17 protein-coding genes and 2 pseudogenes are annotated in these 17,935 nt (G+C 74.1%); 8 read left to right on the forward strand and 11 right to left on the reverse strand.

Annotated elements, in window-relative coordinates; all coding sequences use genetic code 11:
• Both ACWDBB_RS15745 and ACWDBB_RS15750 read right to left on the reverse strand, forming a co-directional pair.
• A pseudogene (locus tag ACWDBB_RS15745) lies at window positions 1-152 on the reverse strand (ABC transporter ATP-binding protein); the annotation flags it as partial.
• Window positions 153-346: 194 nt separating this feature from the next.
• Entirely contained in the window at window positions 347-2,476 is a 2,130-nt protein-coding gene (locus tag ACWDBB_RS15750) for a restriction endonuclease (RefSeq protein WP_449790102.1), read from the reverse strand.
• Window positions 2,477-2,766: 290 nt separating this feature from the next.
• Between ACWDBB_RS15750 and ACWDBB_RS15755 the strand changes: the two genes are divergently transcribed.
• Both ACWDBB_RS15755 and ACWDBB_RS15760 read left to right on the forward strand, forming a co-directional pair.
• On the forward strand, window positions 2,767-3,519 hold the full coding sequence (locus ACWDBB_RS15755) for a hypothetical protein (protein ID WP_449790103.1): 753 nt from the start codon (window positions 2,767-2,769) through the stop codon (window positions 3,517-3,519).
• A gap of 81 nt (window positions 3,520-3,600) precedes the next feature.
• Entirely contained in the window at window positions 3,601-4,536 is a 936-nt protein-coding gene (locus ACWDBB_RS15760; protein WP_449790104.1) for a DUF2797 domain-containing protein, read from the forward strand.
• A 66-nt stretch (window positions 4,537-4,602) separates the two neighbouring features.
• Here ACWDBB_RS15760 and ACWDBB_RS15765 read toward each other — a convergent pair whose 3' ends face one another.
• From ACWDBB_RS15765 to ACWDBB_RS15790, 6 genes are all read right to left on the reverse strand, one after another.
• The gene (locus ACWDBB_RS15765) at window positions 4,603-4,971 is read right to left on the reverse strand and encodes a hypothetical protein (protein ID WP_449790105.1); all 369 of its coding nucleotides are present in this window, start codon (window positions 4,969-4,971) and stop codon (window positions 4,603-4,605) included.
• Window positions 4,968-5,642 carry a DUF6232 family protein gene (locus tag ACWDBB_RS15770; protein ID WP_449790106.1) on the reverse strand — a complete coding sequence of 225 codons (675 nt, stop codon included), beginning with the start codon at window positions 5,640-5,642 and terminating at the stop codon, window positions 4,968-4,970. The genes ACWDBB_RS15765 and ACWDBB_RS15770 overlap by 4 nt, the downstream gene beginning before the upstream one ends.
• Before the next feature lie 134 nt (window positions 5,643-5,776).
• Entirely contained in the window at window positions 5,777-6,082 is a 306-nt protein-coding gene (locus ACWDBB_RS15775) for a hypothetical protein (RefSeq protein ID WP_449790107.1), read from the reverse strand.
• 339 nt (window positions 6,083-6,421) lie between these two features.
• Window positions 6,422-7,159, reverse strand: a complete 738-nt coding sequence (locus tag ACWDBB_RS15780; protein WP_392871609.1) for a succinate dehydrogenase/fumarate reductase iron-sulfur subunit — start codon at window positions 7,157-7,159, stop codon at window positions 6,422-6,424.
• Window positions 7,156-9,099, reverse strand: a complete 1,944-nt coding sequence (locus ACWDBB_RS15785) for a fumarate reductase/succinate dehydrogenase flavoprotein subunit (protein ID WP_449790214.1) — start codon at window positions 9,097-9,099, stop codon at window positions 7,156-7,158. The genes ACWDBB_RS15780 and ACWDBB_RS15785 overlap by 4 nt, the downstream gene beginning before the upstream one ends.
• Window positions 9,100-9,110: 11 nt before the next feature.
• Window positions 9,111-9,815 carry a succinate dehydrogenase cytochrome b subunit gene (locus tag ACWDBB_RS15790; RefSeq protein ID WP_449790108.1) on the reverse strand — a complete coding sequence of 235 codons (705 nt, stop codon included), beginning with the start codon at window positions 9,813-9,815 and terminating at the stop codon, window positions 9,111-9,113.
• Window positions 9,816-9,910: 95 nt separating this feature from the next.
• On the opposite strand from ACWDBB_RS15790, the gene ACWDBB_RS15795 reads away from it, so the two are divergent.
• Window positions 9,911-10,831, forward strand: coding sequence for a LysR family transcriptional regulator (locus ACWDBB_RS15795; RefSeq protein WP_402413929.1), 921 nt, complete (start codon window positions 9,911-9,913; stop codon window positions 10,829-10,831).
• A 37-nt stretch (window positions 10,832-10,868) separates the two neighbouring features.
• Here ACWDBB_RS15795 and ACWDBB_RS15800 read toward each other — a convergent pair whose 3' ends face one another.
• Together ACWDBB_RS15800 and ACWDBB_RS15805 are read right to left on the reverse strand one after the other, a co-directional pair.
• Complete coding sequence (locus tag ACWDBB_RS15800; RefSeq protein WP_449790109.1) at window positions 10,869-11,357, reverse strand: glutathione peroxidase; 489 nt, start codon at window positions 11,355-11,357, stop codon at window positions 10,869-10,871.
• A gap of 190 nt (window positions 11,358-11,547) precedes the next feature.
• Window positions 11,548-11,811, reverse strand: a pseudogene (locus ACWDBB_RS15805) (glyoxylate carboligase); the annotation flags it as partial.
• A 661-nt stretch (window positions 11,812-12,472) separates the two neighbouring features.
• Between ACWDBB_RS15805 and ACWDBB_RS15810 the strand changes: the two are divergent.
• Window positions 12,473-13,957 carry a SulP family inorganic anion transporter gene (locus tag ACWDBB_RS15810; RefSeq protein WP_449790215.1) on the forward strand — a complete coding sequence of 495 codons (1,485 nt, stop codon included), beginning with the start codon at window positions 12,473-12,475 and terminating at the stop codon, window positions 13,955-13,957.
• 93 nt (window positions 13,958-14,050) lie between these two features.
• The gene (locus ACWDBB_RS15815; protein ID WP_449790110.1) at window positions 14,051-14,362 is read left to right on the forward strand and encodes an MTH1187 family thiamine-binding protein; all 312 of its coding nucleotides are present in this window, start codon (window positions 14,051-14,053) and stop codon (window positions 14,360-14,362) included.
• A gap of 65 nt (window positions 14,363-14,427) precedes the next feature.
• Here the strand turns inward: ACWDBB_RS15815 and ACWDBB_RS15820 are convergent, their stop codons facing one another.
• Window positions 14,428-14,904: a DoxX family protein gene (locus ACWDBB_RS15820; RefSeq protein WP_449790111.1), complete on the reverse strand. Its 477-nt coding sequence runs from the start codon at window positions 14,902-14,904 to the stop codon at window positions 14,428-14,430.
• A 151-nt stretch (window positions 14,905-15,055) separates the two neighbouring features.
• On the opposite strand from ACWDBB_RS15820, the gene ACWDBB_RS15825 reads away from it, so the two are divergent.
• From ACWDBB_RS15825 to ACWDBB_RS15835, 3 genes are all read left to right on the forward strand, one after another.
• Window positions 15,056-15,634 carry a TetR/AcrR family transcriptional regulator gene (locus ACWDBB_RS15825; RefSeq protein ID WP_449790112.1) on the forward strand — a complete coding sequence of 193 codons (579 nt, stop codon included), beginning with the start codon at window positions 15,056-15,058 and terminating at the stop codon, window positions 15,632-15,634.
• A gap of 78 nt (window positions 15,635-15,712) precedes the next feature.
• The gene (locus ACWDBB_RS15830) at window positions 15,713-17,167 is read left to right on the forward strand and encodes an MFS transporter (protein WP_449790113.1); all 1,455 of its coding nucleotides are present in this window, start codon (window positions 15,713-15,715) and stop codon (window positions 17,165-17,167) included.
• Window positions 17,164-17,925 (forward strand): SDR family NAD(P)-dependent oxidoreductase, encoded by a 762-nt coding sequence (locus ACWDBB_RS15835; protein WP_449790114.1) that lies wholly within the window; start codon window positions 17,164-17,166, stop codon window positions 17,923-17,925. Before ACWDBB_RS15830 ends, ACWDBB_RS15835 begins: the two co-directional genes overlap by 4 nt.
• Window positions 17,926-17,935: the final 10 nt, after the last annotated feature.

The raw sequence follows: 17,935 nt of genomic DNA on the forward strand, positions 1-17,935 counted from the left end.
CCCATGATCGCGGTGAACTCGCCCTGGGGGAAGACGACGCTGACGTTGTCGAGGGCGACGACGCGGGTCTCCCCCTCCCCGTAGACCTTGTTCAGGCTGGCGGCGCGGGCGGCCGCCCGGCCGGTGTGGACGGCGGTTGCGGGGAACGTCACGAGGACTCCTGGAACGGGTGAACGGAATGTTTAACTCCGTAACATCATCCCAAGCTGTTCGAACGCGATGTGTCATGCCGCGCGGTGGTCGGCCCCCGCCGACCCGGCGGGGTGGCGGGGGCCCTTGTCCTCCTCAGGTATGACCCGGACCCTGAGGACCAAGGGCCCTGCGGGGCCGGTCCGGTGCGGCCCGCCTACTCGACCGCCACCCCGAAGGCCGCCGCCAGCCCGGCCAGGCCGTTCGTCACCGCCCGCCCGGACGGGCTGAACTCCCAGCCGCCGGCGCCCCGGCGGAACGCCCCGAGCAGCATCGCGCTGTCCGGCACCCCGCCGGTCGGCCCCGCCCAGGCGTCCGGACCGCCCGCGCCCGGCCCGTACGCGGCGGCGAGGGCCAGCCCGTGCACGTAGCCGAGCGGCAGCGCGGGATGCTCCTCCTCCTCGGTGGACACGGCGACCACCACCTCCTCCACGGCCGCCGGCAGCCGGTGCAGGTCCAGCGCCAGCCGGGCCGCCCGGGTCGGCTCGCCCGGCACCGAGTGGGTCGGATGCAGCCGGACGGCGCCGTCCGGGTCCTGCGGGCTGTTGAAGAACACGAAGTGCTCGTCGCTCAGCACCCGGCCCCCGGCGCACAGGAAGGCGGTGACGTCCAGCTCCACCGCGTCCCCGCCGGCCGTCCGGCTCTGCCAGCTCACCGTGAGGGCGGTCTCGCCGGCCTCCGCGGGTTTGTCGCCGGTGGCGGTGGCGGTGGCGTCGGCGGTGGCGGCGCCGCCACCGAGCCGGCCGCGCAGGCCCTGCTCGGCGAGCAGCACCACTAGCTCCGGGCCGCTCACCAGGGTCAGCGGCTTGCCCTCGATGTAGCTGTACGAGCCGCGGCCGAAGCCCGCGGTGGTGACCAGGATGCCCTTGTTCGCGCCGTGGTGGCGGACGGTGGACTCCAGGTCGCGCACCGCCGTCGGCGGGACGGTCTTCTTGTAGCGCTTGGCCTGGATCACGATCTTGCCGCCGGTCACCGGGTCCAGGTCCTCGGCCACCACGTCCACCCCGACGTCGCCGCTGCGGGCCGTGGTCATCACCTTGAAGCCGCGCAGCCGGAACAACTCGGCGATCAGGTCCTCGAACTCCAGTGGATCCATCTCGAACAGGTCCGGCTCGTCCTCGCCGCCGTGCCCCGCCAGGCTCCCGCCGACCGACTCCGGCCGGCGGTCCGGCCGGACCTCGTCCAGCCGCTCCGGGCGCGCCGACAGCCGGCCGCCCAGGCCCTGGAAGCACTCCACCGGGGCCACCCGGTCCAGCGCCAGGCCCGCGAAGCCGGCCCGGGTGGCGGTCAGGGTGGAGAGGAAGCGCTCCGCCTCCCGACCGGTGGCCGGGTCGATGCCGAGGACGAAACCGTTCACCACCACCGAGTCCAACAGGCCGTCCCGGTCCGCCCGGAACAGCTCCGCCGCCACCCGCAGCGCCGACTGCGCCAGCACCTCCCGGTACAGCGCCTTGCGCTCCGTCGCCGGGCGGGCCACCTCGGCCTCGCGGTCGTCCGACTTCACGTACCGCACCCGGCCGGCGGCCGGCACCACGTCCGGCCCGGGAAGCTCCCAGTCCACCACCAGCTGGCGGCCCCCGGCGTCGAACGCCGCCACCAGCCGGTGCGGGAAGCCCTCAGGCCAGGCCGCCGAGGCGTACAGGCCGGCCGTGAAGTACTCCTGCACCGCCTCCGGCTCACCCGCCCGCAGCCGACGCAGCAACTCCTCGGTCCGGGCGGCCAGTTCCTCCTGCTGCCGGCGGGACTGCTCGACCCAGGCCAGGTACTCCCGGTGGTACGCGGCCAGCCGGTGCTGCCGGTCGGTCTCCCGGGCCTGCGCGGCGTACCAGTCCTGCTCGAACCTGGCCCGGCCCTGGGCCAGGTACTGCTCGTACTGCTGCCGCACACCACGGTTGCGGGCCTGGACCGGGTCCGGCGGCGGCACGAAGTAGCGGGGCGAGGACTGGTCCGGCATCGGCACAGGATCGCCCAGCGGCCCCGGGTCGAAGGCCGGCACCGCCCGCGGCGCCAGCAGGGCCTGCGGGCCGAACGCCGGCGCGGCCAGGCCGGCGGCCAGCAGCCCCCTCAACTCCTGCACCCGGGCGTCCAGTTCGGCCGTCCGCCGGGCCGCCTCCGCCTCCCGCGACTGCTGGTAGGCGCGTTGCGCCTCGCGCTCGTCGCGGGCCGCCGCCCGCTGCGTCTCGCGCTGCTCCCGCTCCCGGCGGCGCTGCTCCGCCGCCTCGGCGCGCCACCGGGCCTCCTCCCGGCGCTGCTGCTGTCGCTGCGCCTCCGCCCAGATCGCCAGCACCCCGCTGCTCCGCCGCCCCGACACCGTCCGTCCACCCCATTCGCCTCGCGCCGACCATCGGGCGGCCGCCGCGGCACCGCCTCCTGGCCCCGCCGCCGACCGCGCCCGCCACAATAGAACGTGAACACCCCGCCGGGCCAAGCGCCGGTGACCTGCGGACTCCGCGGGCTCCTGACTGCCCGTCACCCGTTGCACGACTGGCATGTAGTTCATTTATCAACTGTTGAATCGTCACTTATCGACGCTTGGGAAGCTGCTCGCACAGCAACCGAGCAAGGGGGACGACAACCATGAAGTCAGGCAGAACTCTTCGCGGTCTTGCCGCCGGTCTGGCGTTCGCGGCCGCGGCCGTGGTGCCCGCCGCGATGCCCGCGCAGGCGCAGTCGGTGTGCACCGGGCCGACTCCGTCGGGCCGGTGCGACGTCGTCGGTGAGGGCAACGACCCGACCGGGGCGCTGCTCTCGGTGGCCCGGGTGCCCGGGGGCCTCTCGGTCTCCGGCTGGGCCCAAGACGTCGACGGCGGGTCGGTCACGGTCCGGATCAGCGTCGGCGGCGTGCCCGTCGGCTACCTGTCGGCCGACAGGCCCGGAGGGCCGGACGGGCGAAGCGACGCGTTCACCGGTGTCGTGCCCGTCCCCACCGCGACGGGCACGGTCTGCGCGGCCGCGCTCAACATCGGCTCCGGGGCCGACGCCTTCCTGGGCTGCTCCTCGCTCTTGGTGGGTCACGACCCGATCGGCAAGCTGGACACGTTCACGACGAAGGACGGCTCCGTCACCGCGACGGGCTGGGCGCTGGACCCTGACTCGGCGGCCTCCACCCAGGTGTACATCTCCTACCAGGGAAACACCTTCGGGCCCTTCCCGGCCGACCAGGCCCGGCCCGACGTCGGCGCCGCCTATCCGGGGTACGGGGACGCCCATGGCTACCGGGCCACCTTCACGCCGCCCTCGATCTCCGCCTGCTACTGGGTGGTCAAGGTCACCGCGGTGAGCCTCGAGGCCGGCTCGAACGCCCAGGTGGCCGCCCGGATGTGCTCCTGACGCACGAGTCCGGAGGGCGGTCCGGCCTCCGCTGTCGGTGCCAACGGGTACCCTCGCAGCTTCGAGAAGGAGGGGGTACCCGTGACGATCGCACCGCAGCACCGGGCCCGCCCCGAAGGCTGGGTCTCCACCGGCCTGAGCTGGCGGGACGGCCGTGCCGTGCTCGGGGCCGCGCGCGGCGGCCGGGTGCACGAGCGCGCCGTGGCACCCGGGGCGGAGGTGGGTTGGCTGCTGGGCGGCCCGCGCCGCTGCGTCGGGGCCTGGCTGGCCGGGGCGGCGGAGCGCACGCCCTGCCCGCACCACGCGCTGATCGATCCCGACGGCGGCGCCACGCAGTGCCCGGCCTGCCAGAGCGTGGACCGCGGCCTCGCTCTCGCTCGGGACCAGATCCTCGACGACGGCCGCACCTACCTGCTCTACCTCGCCTGGTTCGGCGAGGGCCTGCTCAAGGTCGGCCTGACCGCCGAGCAGCGCGGCGACAGCCGACTGCTCGAACAGGGCGCCCTGGCCTACGCGTTCACCGCCCGCGGCGCCCTGCCGTCGATCCGGCGCGCCGAACTCACCGTCGCCGCCTCGGGCCTGGCCCGCGAACGGTTCAAGTCCCGGCTCAAGACCGAGCACTGGTGGTCGCACGGCGACGCCCCGCACCGCCGCACGGTGCTCACCGAGGCCCGCGCCCGGGCCCACCGGCTGCTGGACGGCCACGCCCTGGAGCTGCTCGCCGACCGCCCGGTGGTCGACCACGTCGAGCGCTACGGCCTGGCCGGCGGCGCCCCGCAGGCGTACCGGGAGATCGCCGCCCTGGCCGACGGCGCCGTCGTCGCGGGCCGGCTCCGGCCGCCGGTGGGCCGGCACCTCTTCCTCGACCAGGCGGACGGCTCCGGCCCGCTGCTGCTGGACACCCGGCTGCTCACCGGCTGGACGCTCAGCCCCGTCACCGGCCGCGGCTCCGCCGGCCTGATCCTCCACGAGCGCCTGCGCCCACCGGAGCCGGACACCCAGGAGGCGCTCTTCTGAGGCCTCCGCCACCCCCGCGAGGGCGGTCGGTCCGGCGCTCGGGACCGCCGGGCGCCGGACGGGCGGTCAGCCGCTGATCAGGGCGAGGAGCTGGTTCGCCAGGCCCAGGGCCGGCGCGGCGGCCTCGCCGAGGCGCTGGGCCACGCCGGCCAGCAGCAGGAGGGTGTTGCGCCGGTGGCCCGGCTCCTCGGCGGCGGGGCTGTTCAGCACCGGCAGGGCCTCGGCGAGGCTCTGCCGGTCCGCCTCGTGGAGCCGGCCGTCGCGGGCCAGCTCGGCGACGGCGTCGGCGAGCCGGGAGAACAGCGCCGCGACCGCCGGCGGCAGCGCCTGGTCGCCGACCGGCCCGTTGTTGTGCTGGATGCCGACGACGTTGGTCCCGCCGTGGATGTTGACCTGGTCCCCGTGGACGTGCGAGCCGTTGCCGTTGTCGCTCACTTGCTGACTCCCGTGATGCCGTGGCCGCCGTAGATGTTGACGTGGTCGCCGGACTGGTAGTGCCGCCGGTCGATGTTGACGGTGTGGACGAACTGCTGGAACTCGATCTGCGGGTTCTCGATCGCCTGCGTGATGGTGGCCTGCAGCTGCTGCGCGGGCCCGGGTGACTCCCAGGCCAGCAGCGCGGTCGGCGTCCCCGCCGTGTCCACGGACAGCGCGTACAGGCGCGGCTGGACCAGCCGGGGCAGGGTGACGGTGAAGAAGTACACCACCACGATGATCACCGCCACCACCACGAACGGGCCCGCGGCGAAGCCGCTGGACCCGCCGTACGAGCGGTTGTTGTTGTCCAGGGAGGCGAGCAGGCTGACGATCAGCGTGGCCACGGTCATGATCCCGATCACCCGCAGGAGCCGCATGACCGCGCCCGCCTTCTCCGGCACCAGGACGGTGGTGGTGACCCGGGCGATCATCGCGAGCGGGTACGCCGCGGCGCCGACCCAGAGGATGCGCCTGGTCACGGCCACCCGGGTGACGGACTTCGGGGTGGAGACCGGCGGCGGTACGGTGGGCGCGACCGGCGGCGGAGGTGCCGACGGCGGCAGTGGGCCGAGCGGGGTGAAGCCGGTCTGGCCGACTTGGCTCGGATCGGGTGGATCGGTCGGCTGCATGGACGTTTCCCCCAAGGCTCGCCATGTGCGGGACGACCATTAACCAGCACGCTCGGTGGCGGCACAAGTCATTTGTCACAAGCGGCACATGACGGACCGTCGGCGAATGCGCCCGGCCTGCCGGAAGCCGTCGGTCAGCCCAGCTTGCCGCGCACCACGCCGGGGCCGGACCGGGCCCGGCGGGACAGCGGCGGCCGGGACGGGCGGACGTCGAAGCGGGCCGGCTGCTCGGCCGGCTCGGCGGCCCGCCCGGCGAGGGCGGCCCGTGCGGCCGCCAGCGCGACCCGTGCGAGCAGCGGGTCCTCCCGGACGCCGGCCGCGCGCTTGGCGCTCTGGCAGTCGGCGCACCAGACCGGAGAGGCCGGCCCGTCCGGGTACACCATCTCCTCGGGCGGCAGGTAGTGCCCACCGCACTCGACGCACTCGAAGATGAACCTCATCCGACGATCACCGTCCCGGATCCGTGGCACCGACCGCAGGGCGACCAGAAGGTGTGGACGCTGGGCACCATGCTTCCTTCCTCGTCCAGTTCGACCGTTGCCTCGGTCTTCTGGGTCCCCCCGGACCCGCCGCAACCGGAACAGGACTGAACCTCGGGCATATGCCGTCCTTCCTTGGCGGAGGACTACCGTAGCGCGATTCCCCGCCGGGAAGCACGGTCCGAACGGTCCGCCACCCGTACGGGTAACGCCGGGCCCGGCGGGACGGGCCGCGGGGGCAGGCGCCGGCCCCCCGCGACGAGCACCGAACGCGAGGGGCCGACCGTACTGGGGGAGCCGTCAGCCGCGGGCGGCCCGCAGGAACTCCCGGTTCATCGCCGCGATGCTGGGCAGCGGGATGCCCTTGGGGCAGGCGGTGGCGCACTCACCGGTGTTGGTGCAGCCGCCGAAGCCCTCGGCGTCCATGGCCGAGACCATGTTCCGCACCCGGGCGGCCCGCTCCGGGGCGCCCTGCGGCAGCACGTTGAGGTGCACCACCTTGGCGGAGGTGAAGAGCATCGCCGAGCCGTTCGGGCAGGCCGCCACGCAGGCGCCGCAGCCGATGCACTCGGCGTGCTCGAAGGCCGTGTCGGCGACCTCCTTGGGGACGGGCGTGGCGTGCGCCTCGGGCGCGCTGCCGGTGGGGGCGGTGATGTACCCGCCGGAGCCGATGATCCGGTCGAAGGCCGAGCGGTCCACCACCAGGTCCTTGACCACCGGGAAGGCCGCCGCCCGCCAGGGCTCGACGTCGATGGTGTCGCCGTCCTGGAAGTGCCGCATGTGCAGCTGGCAGGTGGTGGTGCGCTCGGGGCCGTGCGCCTGGCCGTTGATGACCATGCCGCAGGCGCCGCAGATGCCCTCGCGGCAGTCGTGGTCGAAGGCGACGGGCTGGTCGCCGCGGGTGATCAGCTCCTCGTTGAGGGTGTCCAGCATCTCCAGGAAGGACATGTCCGGGCTGATCCCGCTGACCTGGTAGGTGGTCATCGAGCCGGGTGCGTCCGGGCCCGCCTGGCGCCAGATGCGCAGGGTGAGGTTCATGCGTAGCTCCGCTGGGTGGGGTGGACGTGCTCGAACTCGAGGTCCTCGCGGTGGAGGACGGGTGGCTCGCCGGTGCCGGTGAACTCCCAGGCGGCGGCGTAGGAGAACTCCTCGTCGCGGCGGGCGGCCTCGCCGTCGGGGGTCTGGCTCTCGATGCGGAAGTGGCCGCCGCAGGACTCGGCGCGGTGCAGCGCGTCCAGGCACATCAGCTCGGCCAGCTCGAAGTAGTCGACCAGCCGGTTGGCCTTCTCCAGCGACTGGTTGAGCTCCTGCCCGGTGCCGGGCACCTTGATCCGGCGCCAGAACTCCTCGCGCAGCCGCGGGATCCGCTCCAGCGCCCGCCGCAGCCCGGCCTCGTCGCGGGCCATCCCGCACTCGTCCCAGAGCAGTTCGCCGAGTTCGCGGTGGAAGGAGTCCGGGGTGCGGTCGCCGTCCACCGCGAGGATCAGGTTGAGCCGGTCCTCGACCTCGGCCTCCACCTCGGTGAGCACCGGGTGGTCGGAGGGCACGGCCGGCAGCGGGTGGCGGGCCAGGTAGTCGTTGATGGTGGGCGGCAGCACGAAGTAGCCGTCGGCCAGGCCCTGCATCAGGGCGCTGGCCCCGAGCCGGTTGGCGCCGTGGTCGGAGAAGTTGGCCTCCCCGATGGCGAACAGGCCCGGCACGGTGGTCTGCAGGTCGTAGTCGACCCAGAGGCCGCCCATCGTGTAGTGGATCGCCGGGTAGATCCGCATCGGCACCCGGTACGGGTCCTCGGCGGTGATCCGCTCGTACATCTCGAAGAGGTTGCCGTACCTGGCCTCGACGGCCTCCCGGCCCATCCGGCGGATCGCGTCGGCGAAGTCCAGGTAGACGCCCTGGCCGCCGGGGCCCACGCCGCGGCCCTCGTCGCAGACGTTCTTGGCGGCCCGGGAGGCGATGTCGCGCGGCACCAGGTTGCCGAAGGAGGGGTAGATCCGCTCCAGGTAGTAGTCCCTCTCCTCCTCCGGGATCTGCCCGGGCGGCCGGTTGTCGCCCTTCGCCTTGGGCACCCAGATCCGGCCGTCGTTGCGCAGCGACTCGCTCATCAGGGTGAGCTTGGACTGGTGGTCGCCCGAGCGCGGGATGCAGGTCGGGTGGATCTGGGTGAAGCACGGGTTGGCGAAGTACGCGCCGCGCCGGTGCGCCCGCCAGATCGCGGTGGCGTTGGAGTTCTTGGCGTTGGTGGAGAGGTAGAAGACGTTGCCGTAGCCGCCGCTGGCGAGCACCACGGCGTCCGCGGTGTGGGAGCGGATCTCGCCGGTGACGAGGTCGCGGGCGACGATGCCGCGGGCCCGGCCGTCGACCACCAGGAGGTCGAGCATCTCGGTGCGCGGGTGCAGCTCCACGTTTCCGGCGGCGATCTGCCGGGAGAGCGCCTGGTAGGCGCCGAGCAGCAGCTGCTGGCCGGTCTGGCCGCGGGCGTAGAAGGTGCGGGAGACCTGGACGCCGCCGAAGGAGCGGGTGTCCAGCAGGCCGCCGTACTCGCGGGCGAAGGGCACGCCCTGGGCCACGCACTGGTCGATGATCTCCACCGACACCTGGGCCAGCCGGTGCACGTTGGACTCGCGGGCGCGGAAGTCGCCACCCTTGACGGTGTCGTAGAACAGCCGGCGGATCGAGTCGCCGTCGTTGCGGTAGTTCTTGGCCGCGTTGATGCCGCCCTGGGCGGCGATCGAGTGGGCCCGCCTGGGGGAGTCCTGGAAGCAGAACTGCACGACGTGGTAGCCCTGTTCGGCCAGGGTGGCGCCGGCCGCGCCGCCGGCCAGGCCGGTGCCGACCACGATCACGGTGTGCTTGCGCCGGTTGGCCGGGTTGACCAGCTTGGCGTCGAACCGCCGCTGGTCCCAGCGCTGTTCGATCGGCCCGGCGGGGGCCTTGGTGTCGGCGACCGGCTCGCCGAGGGTGTAGTCCAGGTAGCTCACGTCACCACTGCTCACTTCACGACTCCGGTCATCACGGCCACGGGAACGGACAGGAAGCCGGCCGTCAGCACCAGCGCCAGGCCGTTCGCGATCAGCTTGAGCGCCCGGTCGCGGCGGGCGTTGTTGGCACCGAGGGTCTGCGCGGCGCTCCAGAACCCGTGCCGGATGTGCAGGCCGACGGCCAGCATCGCGACGACGTAGAACACGTCCACGTACCAGCGGCCGAAGGAGGCCACGATGTTCTGGTACGGGTGGCCGTGCTCGGCGGCCGGGTTCACGGTCAGCGTGGTGAGGTCGAGGATGTGCCAGACGACGAACAGCGCCAGGATCACCCCGCCCCAGCGCATGGTCCTGGTGGCGTAGCTCGCCCGGCGGCGCTGGTGCACGTACTTGCTCGGGCGGGCCGCGAGGTCGCGGCGGCTGAGCTGGTACGCGGAGACGCCGTGCAGCACCACGGCGGCGAGCAGGCCCGCCCGGGCCAGCCACAGGAACCACTCGTGGCCGAGGAAGGGCTGCCCGATGGTGCGCAGCCAGGCCGCGTAGCCGTTGATGTCGTCCGGGCCGAAGAACACCTTGAGGTTCCCCAGCATGTGCGCGACCAGGTACAGCAGCATCGCCAGGCCGGTGACGGCCATGACCGCCTTCTTGCCGACGGTCGACCGCCACAGGATCGCCAGGGTGGACGGATGCCGGGCCGTCCGAGTCGCGGTTGTCATGGCTGCAACGGTAGGGACGGCGCTTCGGTGCGTCCAAGACATGATGCGGCTCGTGACGATAGGCATGGACTATCGATGCGGCCTATCCTGGCCCTGTGCAGCTCCAGCAACTCCGCTACTTCCTGGCCGTCGCCGAGACCCGGCACTTCACCCGGGCCGCCGAGGCGGCGCATGTCGCCCAGCCGTCACTCTCGCAACAGATCCGTTCCCTGGAGCGGGAGTTGGGGGCCGAGCTGTTCCACCGCACCCGGGGCAACATCGCGCTGACGGACGCCGGGGACGCCCTGCTGCCGCTGGCCAGGCGCATCCTCGCGGACACCGAGAGCGCCCGGCTGGCCGTGCAGGAGACGGTGCAGCTGCGCCGGGGCCGGGTCCGGCTGGGCGCGCCGCCGAGTCTGTGCACCAGCCTGGTGCCGGACGTGCTGAGGCTCTTCCGGGACCGCTACCCGGGGGTGACGCTGGTGGTGCGCGAGGGCGGCTCGCGGGACCTGGTCGGCTGGCTGGCGGCGGGGGAGCTGGACCTCGCGCTGATCATCACCCGGCCGAGCGGGGAGCAGGAGCCCGCACTGGCGGTCACCGAACTGCTGCACGAGGAGCTGGTGCTGGTCGCGGCCGAGCGGCGGGCCCGCGGGAAGGTCCGGGTGGCGGAGCTGAGGGGCCGGCCGCTGGTGATGTTCCGGGAGGGCTACGACGTCCGCGAGGCGACCCTGGCGGCCTGCCGGGCGGCCGGGTTCGAGCCGGAGTTCGCGGTGGAGGGCGGCGAGATGGACGCGGTGCTGGGCTTCGTCCGGGCCGGGATCGGGCCCGCCGTCGTCCCGGGAATGGTGGCCGCCCGCTCGGGCCTCGCGGTGACGGCGTTCGCCGGGCCGGGCCTGGGCCGCACCATCGCCGTGGCGCACGGCCACGAGGTGCCGCCGACCCGCGCGGCCGAGGCGCTGCGGGAGACCTTCCTGGCGCATCTGCGGGACGCCGCCAGGGACGGCGAACTGCCGCCGGGCACAAGGCTGTTGCTGTGACGGAGGCCCGGGGTGCGGGCCTCCGTCAGGAGCGGCCTCAGGCCGGCAGCACGGCCTCGATCGCGGCGGTCAGCTCCGCCGACTCCGGCTCCACGGGCGGGCGCAGCCGCGCCACCACGGTGCCGTCCGGGGAGATCAGGAACTTCTCGAAGTTCCAGGAGACGTCCCCGGCCTGGCCCTGGGCGTCGGCGACCGTGGTCAGCTCGGCGTAGAGCGGGTGCCGCTCCTCCCCGTTGACGTCGATCTTCTCGAACAGCGGGAAGGTCACGCCGTAGGTGGTGGAGCAGAAGGCCTGGATCTCCTCGGCGCTTCCCGGCTCCTGCCCGGCGAACTGGTTGCACGGGAAGCCCAGCACGGTGAACCCGCGCCCGGCGTAGCGCTTCTGGAGGTTCTCCAGGCCGGTGTACTGCGGCGTCAGGCCGCACTGGGAGGCGACGTTGACGATCAGCAGCGCCTTGCCCTTGTGGTCGGCCAGCGAGGTGGCCGCGCCGTCGAGGGTGCGCAGCGGGATGTCGTACAGGCTCACGGGGGTGGTCCTTTCGGAGGGTCGTCGGGCCGGGCCTCTTCCGGGGCCACGGTAGCGGCCCGCGACCTGATCAACCGCGGTCGGCGTGCCGGTGTTCCGGGCGTGCGGGGGCGTGGAGGCGGACGAGCCGCTCCGCACGCCCCCGCACGCCGGGCGCGCGACCGCTCGGAGCGCACGCGTTCGGGGGGGCTCAGCGCGCCAGGGGCCTGATCGCCGTCGGGGCGTGCTCCGGGAGGGTGGCCGGCTCCTCGGACTCGTGGACCTCGTCGATGTCGGCGGCGGCCATCGGGATGTCGGTGACCCGCTCCAGGATCGCCTCGACCACGACCGGGACGCGGAACTCGGCGGCCAGTCTCCCGGCCTCCAGGAAGGCGGGCAGCAGGCCCTCCGGCTCGGTGACCCGGATCGCCCTGCAGCCCAGGCCCTCGGCGACGGCGATCCCGAGGTCGGGGGCGAAGATCCGGCCGAGCTGGGTGGGCTCGACGTCGACGTGGACGAAGGTGCGGCCTCAAGGGGACTTCAACAGGATGTGGCAGCCCGGACGGCTGTTCCGAGGGCGGGGATTCGTACGCCAGCACGGTGGTCGCGCAGGTGTACCCGGGGAACCGGACGCTCCGCGCCGGAAAGCGCAGCCGGTGTGCAGTGGTGGTGAAGAGGCGGTGGCGTCGGTGGGCCCGCCCCGCCGTGCTGGGTACCGTCGGTGGCACGCCGGGCCCGTGACGTCCAACTGAGGCCGCGGCAAGGGGGTTCGGGAGCGCCGCGGAGCGGGGGAACTCCGCCGGCGGCCCCGTCCAGGACCAGCGTGCCCGGTCCGCCGCACCCGAGCGAGGGACGCACCCCCTGGCCGCACCGACCCGACACCCGCCGCCGCGCTCCGGTCCCGCCCGAACCCGCGGCCGTACCGCTCTCGCCGCCCTTCCCCGCCATCCTGCTCCCCGCCCTTGCAACGGCGCGCCCGCTGCGTCGGGTGCGCGGAAGGAACACCCCATGTGCTGCTGCACCCCTGCCCGGTCCCTGGCGGTGACCGGGTGAACCCGCCGCCCCACCGGAGCGACAGCCCGCCGGGCCGCCTCCGCAAGCACGGCCCGCCGGGCCGGCCCCGCACCCCGGCCGCCCTGCTGCGCGCCGTCCCCTGGCGCCATGACCTGCCCGCCTCGCTGGTGGTGTTCCTGGTCGCCCTCCCGCTCTGCGTCGGCGTGGCCGTCGCCTCCGGCGTCCCGGCCGAACTCGGGCTGGTCACCGGGATCGTCGGCGGCCTGGTGGCCGGCCTGCTGCCCGGCAGCAGCCTCCAGGTCAGCGGGCCCGCGGCCGGGCTGACCGTCCTGGTCGCCGACGCCGTCCAGCGCTTCGGCACCGGCGCGCTCGGCCTCCTGGTCCTCGGCACCGGCCTGCTCCAACTGGCGATGGGCGCCCTGCGGCTCGGCCGCTGGTTCCGCGCGATGTCCGCCTCGGTGGTGCACGGCATGCTGGCCGGCATCGGACTGACCCTGGTGTTCGGCCAGCTGTACGCGCTCGCCGACCGCCGCGCCCCCGCCACCGGGCCGGAGAAGATCGCCGGACTGCCCGCGCTGCTGGGCGACGTGCTGACCGCCACGGCCAACCCCTGCGCCGTCGCCCTGGGCCTCGGCACCCTGCTGGTCCTGGTCGGGTGGAAGTACCTGCCGGAACGCGCCGCCCGCGCCGTGCCCGCCCCGCTGGCCGCCGTCGGGCTGGCCGCCGCCGTCACCGCGGCCGCCGACCTGCCGGTGGCCCGGGTCCGGGTGGCCGGACTGCTCGACGTGGTGCACCTGCCCGACCGCGACGCGCTGACCGCCCTGGCGGGCACCGCCGGGCTCGGCACGATCGTCGCCCTCACCCTGATCGCCTCCGCCGAGACGCTGTTCAGCGCCGCCGCCGTCGACCGGATGCACCACGGCCCGCGCACCGACTACGACCGCGAACTCACCGCCCAGGGCGTCGGCAACACCGTCTGCGGGCTGCTCGGCGCGCTGCCGATGACCGCGGTGATCGTGCGCAGCGCGACCAACGTCCAGGCCGGCGCCCGGAGCAAGGCCTCCCGGGTGCTGCACGGCGGCTGGCTGCTGCTGTTCACCGCGCTGCTGCCCGGCGCGCTCGGGCTCGTCCCGCTCACCGCGCTGGCCGCCGTCCTGGTGCACGCCGGCGCCAAGCTGGTGCCGCTGCGCCGGATCGTCGCGCTCTGCCGCGGCCACCTGGGCGAGGCGCTGGTGCTGGTGGTGACGGCGGCGGCGATCATCGCCACCGACCTGTTCGACGGGGTGCTGATCGGCGTCGGCCTGGCAGTGGCCAAGTCCGCCTGGCAGACCTCGCACCTGCAGATCACGGTGGAGGAGCAGGAGGGGGAGAGCGGAGCGCCGGTGCACCGGGTGCGGCTGAGCGGCAACGCCACCTTCCTGCGGCTGCCCCGGCTGCTGGACACCCTGGAACGGCTTCCGGGGGACCGGCCGGTGGAACTGGACTGGTCCGGGCTGCGCCATCTGGACCACGCCTGCACGGTGGCCCTGGTCTCCTGGGCGGCCCAGCACCGCGCCCGCTCCAGCGCGCCGCTGGCGGTCGAACCGCCGCTGCCATCCGTGGCCTGACGTCTGGCCTGGTCGCTGGTTCTAGCCTGGTCGCTGGTTCGGGCGGACCCGAACCGGCGACCAGTGCCGTCGACACGCAAGGAGCGCAGAGCCGTGATCGTAGCCTTTTCGGTGACCCCGCTGGGGATCGGCGAGGACGTGGGGGAGGCGGTGGCCGCCGCCGTCCGGGTGGTCCGGGAGAGCGGACTCCCGAACCGCACGGACGCGATGTTCACCAGCATCGAGGGGGAGTGGGACGAGGTGATGCCGGTGATCAAGGCGGCGATCGAGGCGGTGAAGACCCACAGCAACCGGGTCAGCACGGTCATCAAGATCGACGACCGGGCCGGGGTCACCGACGGCCTCACCGCCAAGGTCGCCTCGGTGGAGCGCCACCTGGCCGCGGGCGACCCCTCGGGTCGGTGACGTCGGAGCCGGTCAGCCCGGCGGGTCGGTCTGACCGTTGACGTCGGCCGGGCCGTTGACGTGGGTCAGACCGTCGACGTCGGCCGGGCCGCCGGTTCGGCCGACGCGGCTCGGGGTCGGCGGGTGAGCAGGCGGTCCAGGGCGTACGGGCCGGAGCCGAGCACCGCGATGGCCAGGAAGGCCCAGCAGAACATCACCGCGAGTTCGCCCCCGTTCTGCAGGGGCACCAGGGCGTGCTCCTGGTGGACGGTGAAGTAGGCGTACGCCATCGAGCCGGAGCAGAGCAGGGCGGCCACCCTGGTGCCGGCGCCGAGCAGCACCAGGGCGCCGCCGACCAGCTGGATCAGCGCGGCCCACCAGCCGGGCCACTGGCCGAGCGGGACGGTGCCGCCGCCGCCCTTGGCGCCGCCGAACACGCCGAACAGCGAGGACGCGCCGCGGCAGATGAACAACAGGCCGACGACGATCCGGAACGCCGTCAGCACGGCGGGTCCGGCGGCGTCGACGGCCTGCCGGGTGTGGGTGGGACGGTGTGCGGGCATGCGAAGCGCCTCCTGTGGGGGTAGGAGGTGGATGGGATCGGTAGGGTAGCTATGGTCTAGTCCACTTGGCAATGCTCCGTCAGAGATCAGGTCTGGACCAATAGTTGGCCTTTCTTGACCGATCGATCCGGAAAGGACTACCGTTCCCGGCATGGCGCGAACGAAGGAATTCGACCCGGACGCGGCGCTGCAGGCGGCTCTGGAGCTGTTCTGGCAGCGCGGCTACGAGGCGACCTCGATGGCCGATCTGGTCGAACGGCTCGGCATCGCCCGGGCCAGCGTCTACGCGACCTTCGGCAGCAAGCGAGAGCTGTACCTGCGGGCGCTGGAGCGCTACTGCGAGCAGAGCGACTCGGCGCGGATGCTCGAACTCTCCCAGCCCGGCCCGGCACTGCCCGCGGTCAGGGCGCTGGTCCGCCAGTACGCCGAGGTGGGCGAGGGGGAGAGGCGGCGCGGCTGCTTCGTCACCAACACGGCGGTCGAGCTGGCCCCGCACGACCCGGACGCGTCCCGCCGGGTGGAGGCGAGCCTGGACCGCCTGGAGACGCTGCTCGCCGCGGCCCTGGTGCGGGCCGAGGCGCAGGGCGAACTGCCCGCCGGGCGGGAGCCCCGGGCGCTCGCCCGGATGCTGGTGGTGCTGCTCCAGGGCATCCGGGTGGTGGGCAAGACCGCCGACGGCGGGGCCCGGGCGCGGGCCGCCGCCGAGCAGGCGCTGGCACTGCTGGACTGACGGCCGGCCGACGTGGACCGGCGTCTTCTGCTGTGCTCATTCTGAACCGAATGGTCTATATAGGGGGGAGGGTTTTACATGGCCGCCATCACTACCGGCCGGTACGGCTTCGCGTTGCTCGGCGTCGTCCAGGCGGTGCTGATTTTCACCATCACGATCCTGACCGTGCCACTGCCGCTGGTGGCACGGGAGTTCGGGCTCGGTTCGTCCGGAGTGCTGCTGCTCAGCGCCGCCTACGGGCTCTCCTTCAGCTCCCTGTTGTTGCTCGGCGGAAGACTGGCGGACCGGCACGGCGGGCGCCCGGTGCTCCGCGCGGGCCTGGCGCTGCTCGCCGCCGCCTCGATCGCCTGCGCCCTCGCGCCCGGCTACCCAGTTCTGCTGGCGAGCCGCTTCGTGCAGGGCGCGGGCGCCGCCCTGGCCGCCCCGGCCGCCGTCGCGGTGGTCCGGGTGCTGCATCCCGAACCGGCCGCCTACCGCCGGGCGATGGCCACCTGGGGAGGCCTGTCGGTGCTCGGCGCCACCGCCGGCAGCGTGGTCTCGGGCGCGGTCGCCGCCGCCGTCTCCTGGCGCTGGCTGTTCGCGGTGCCCGTACTCGTCGCCGTGGTCGGCCTCGCCCGCTCCGCCGCCCTGCCCGCCCCCGCGCCCGCCGGCACCCGCCCCGCACTGGACCTGCGCGGGGCGGTCCTCGCCACCGCCGGTGTCTGCGCGGCGAGTCACGCCCTGGTCGGCTCCACCGAGCACGGCTGGCACAGCCCCGGGACGTACGGCCCGCTGGCCGCCGGGCTCGCCCTGCTGATCGCCTTCGCCGCCGCCGAGCGCCGCACCGCCGATCCGCTGCTGCCGCCCGGCTTCCTCGCCGACCGGCGCCGCGCCACCGCACTCGCCGCCGTCATGGCCACCGCCGCCGGCACCGCGCTCACCTTCGTCCTGCTCTCGCTCTACCTCCAGCAGCTGCGCGGCTGGAGCGCCGCGGCCACCTCCGCCGCCTTCCTGCCGTACGCGGCGGTCCTGCTGCTCTCCGGCCGGCTGGCGGGCCCGCTGACCGTCCGGTACGGGCCGGTGGCGGTCACCGCCGGCGGCCTCGCCGTGGCGGCCGCCGGACTCGGCCTGCTCGCCGGGCTCGCCCCCGACAGCGGATACGCCCCCGGCCTGCTGCCCGGACTGCTCCTGCTGCCCGCCGGCGCCGCCGCGGCCTTCGCCGGTGCGGCCGTGCTCGCCACCGGCGGGGTGCCGCCCGAGCGCACCGGGCTGGCCGCAGGGGTGTTCAACACGGCCATGGAACTCGGCCCCACCGCGGGGTTGGCCGCCCTGATGGCGCTCGCCGCCACCCGCCCGAGCGTCGTCGGCGGCTACGCCGCGGCCTTCGCGGCGGCCGCGGCGGGGCTGGCGCTCACCGCCGTCGCGGTCGCCGCCCTGCCCCGCAGCGCCGTCCCCGACCGGACCACCATGCCCAACGGGACCACAGTCCCCGATCCGACCACCATCCCCAGCACAACCGAACGCGCCAACCACATCGAGGAGTTCACCCCATGACCACGCGTTTCGCCGACAAGTCCGTCCTGGTCACCGGCGCCGGCAGCGGCATCGGCCGGGCCATCGCGCTCGCCTTCGCGGGCGAGGGCGCCCGGGTGGCGGTCGCAGGCCGCACCGCCGGGCCGCTCACCGAGACCGTCGAGCTGATCGAGCGGGCCGGCGGCAAGGCGGTCGCGCTCACGGGCGACGTGACCGACTCCCAGGACGCCGCCCGGCTGGTACGGGAGACCGTCGAGCTGTTCGGCGGCCTGGACGTCGCCGTCAACAACGCCGGAGTGTTCGGTGCGGCCGGCCCGGTCGCCGAGATCGACGAGGCCGAGTGGCAGCGGGTGATCGGCACCAATGTCACCGGCACCCTGCTCGCCATGCAGGCGCAGATCGCCCACATGCGGGCCCACGGCGGCGGCGCGATCGTCAACGTCTCGTCCAACCTGGGTATTCACCGGCGGCTCGCGGGCGTCGGCGCCTACGCCGCCAGCAAGGCCGCGGTCACCGTGCTGACCAGGGCCGCGGCCCTCGACCACATCGCCGAGGGCGTGCGGATCAACACCGTCAGCCCCGGCGCGGTGGACACCCCGATGTCCTCCCGGCCGGGCGAGGGCGCCGGGGCCAAGGCCGAGCGGATGAGGGCCGAGGTCCCGGTCGGCCGGGCCGGCGCGACCGAGGAGGTGGCCGCCGCAGTGCTGTACCTGGCCTCGCCGGAGGCGGGTTACACCGTCGGCAGCGACCTGGTGCTGGACGGCGGCTCCTCCGCCTGACCGGGTTGCT

Source organism: Kitasatospora sp. NPDC001095 (assembly GCF_053598615.1).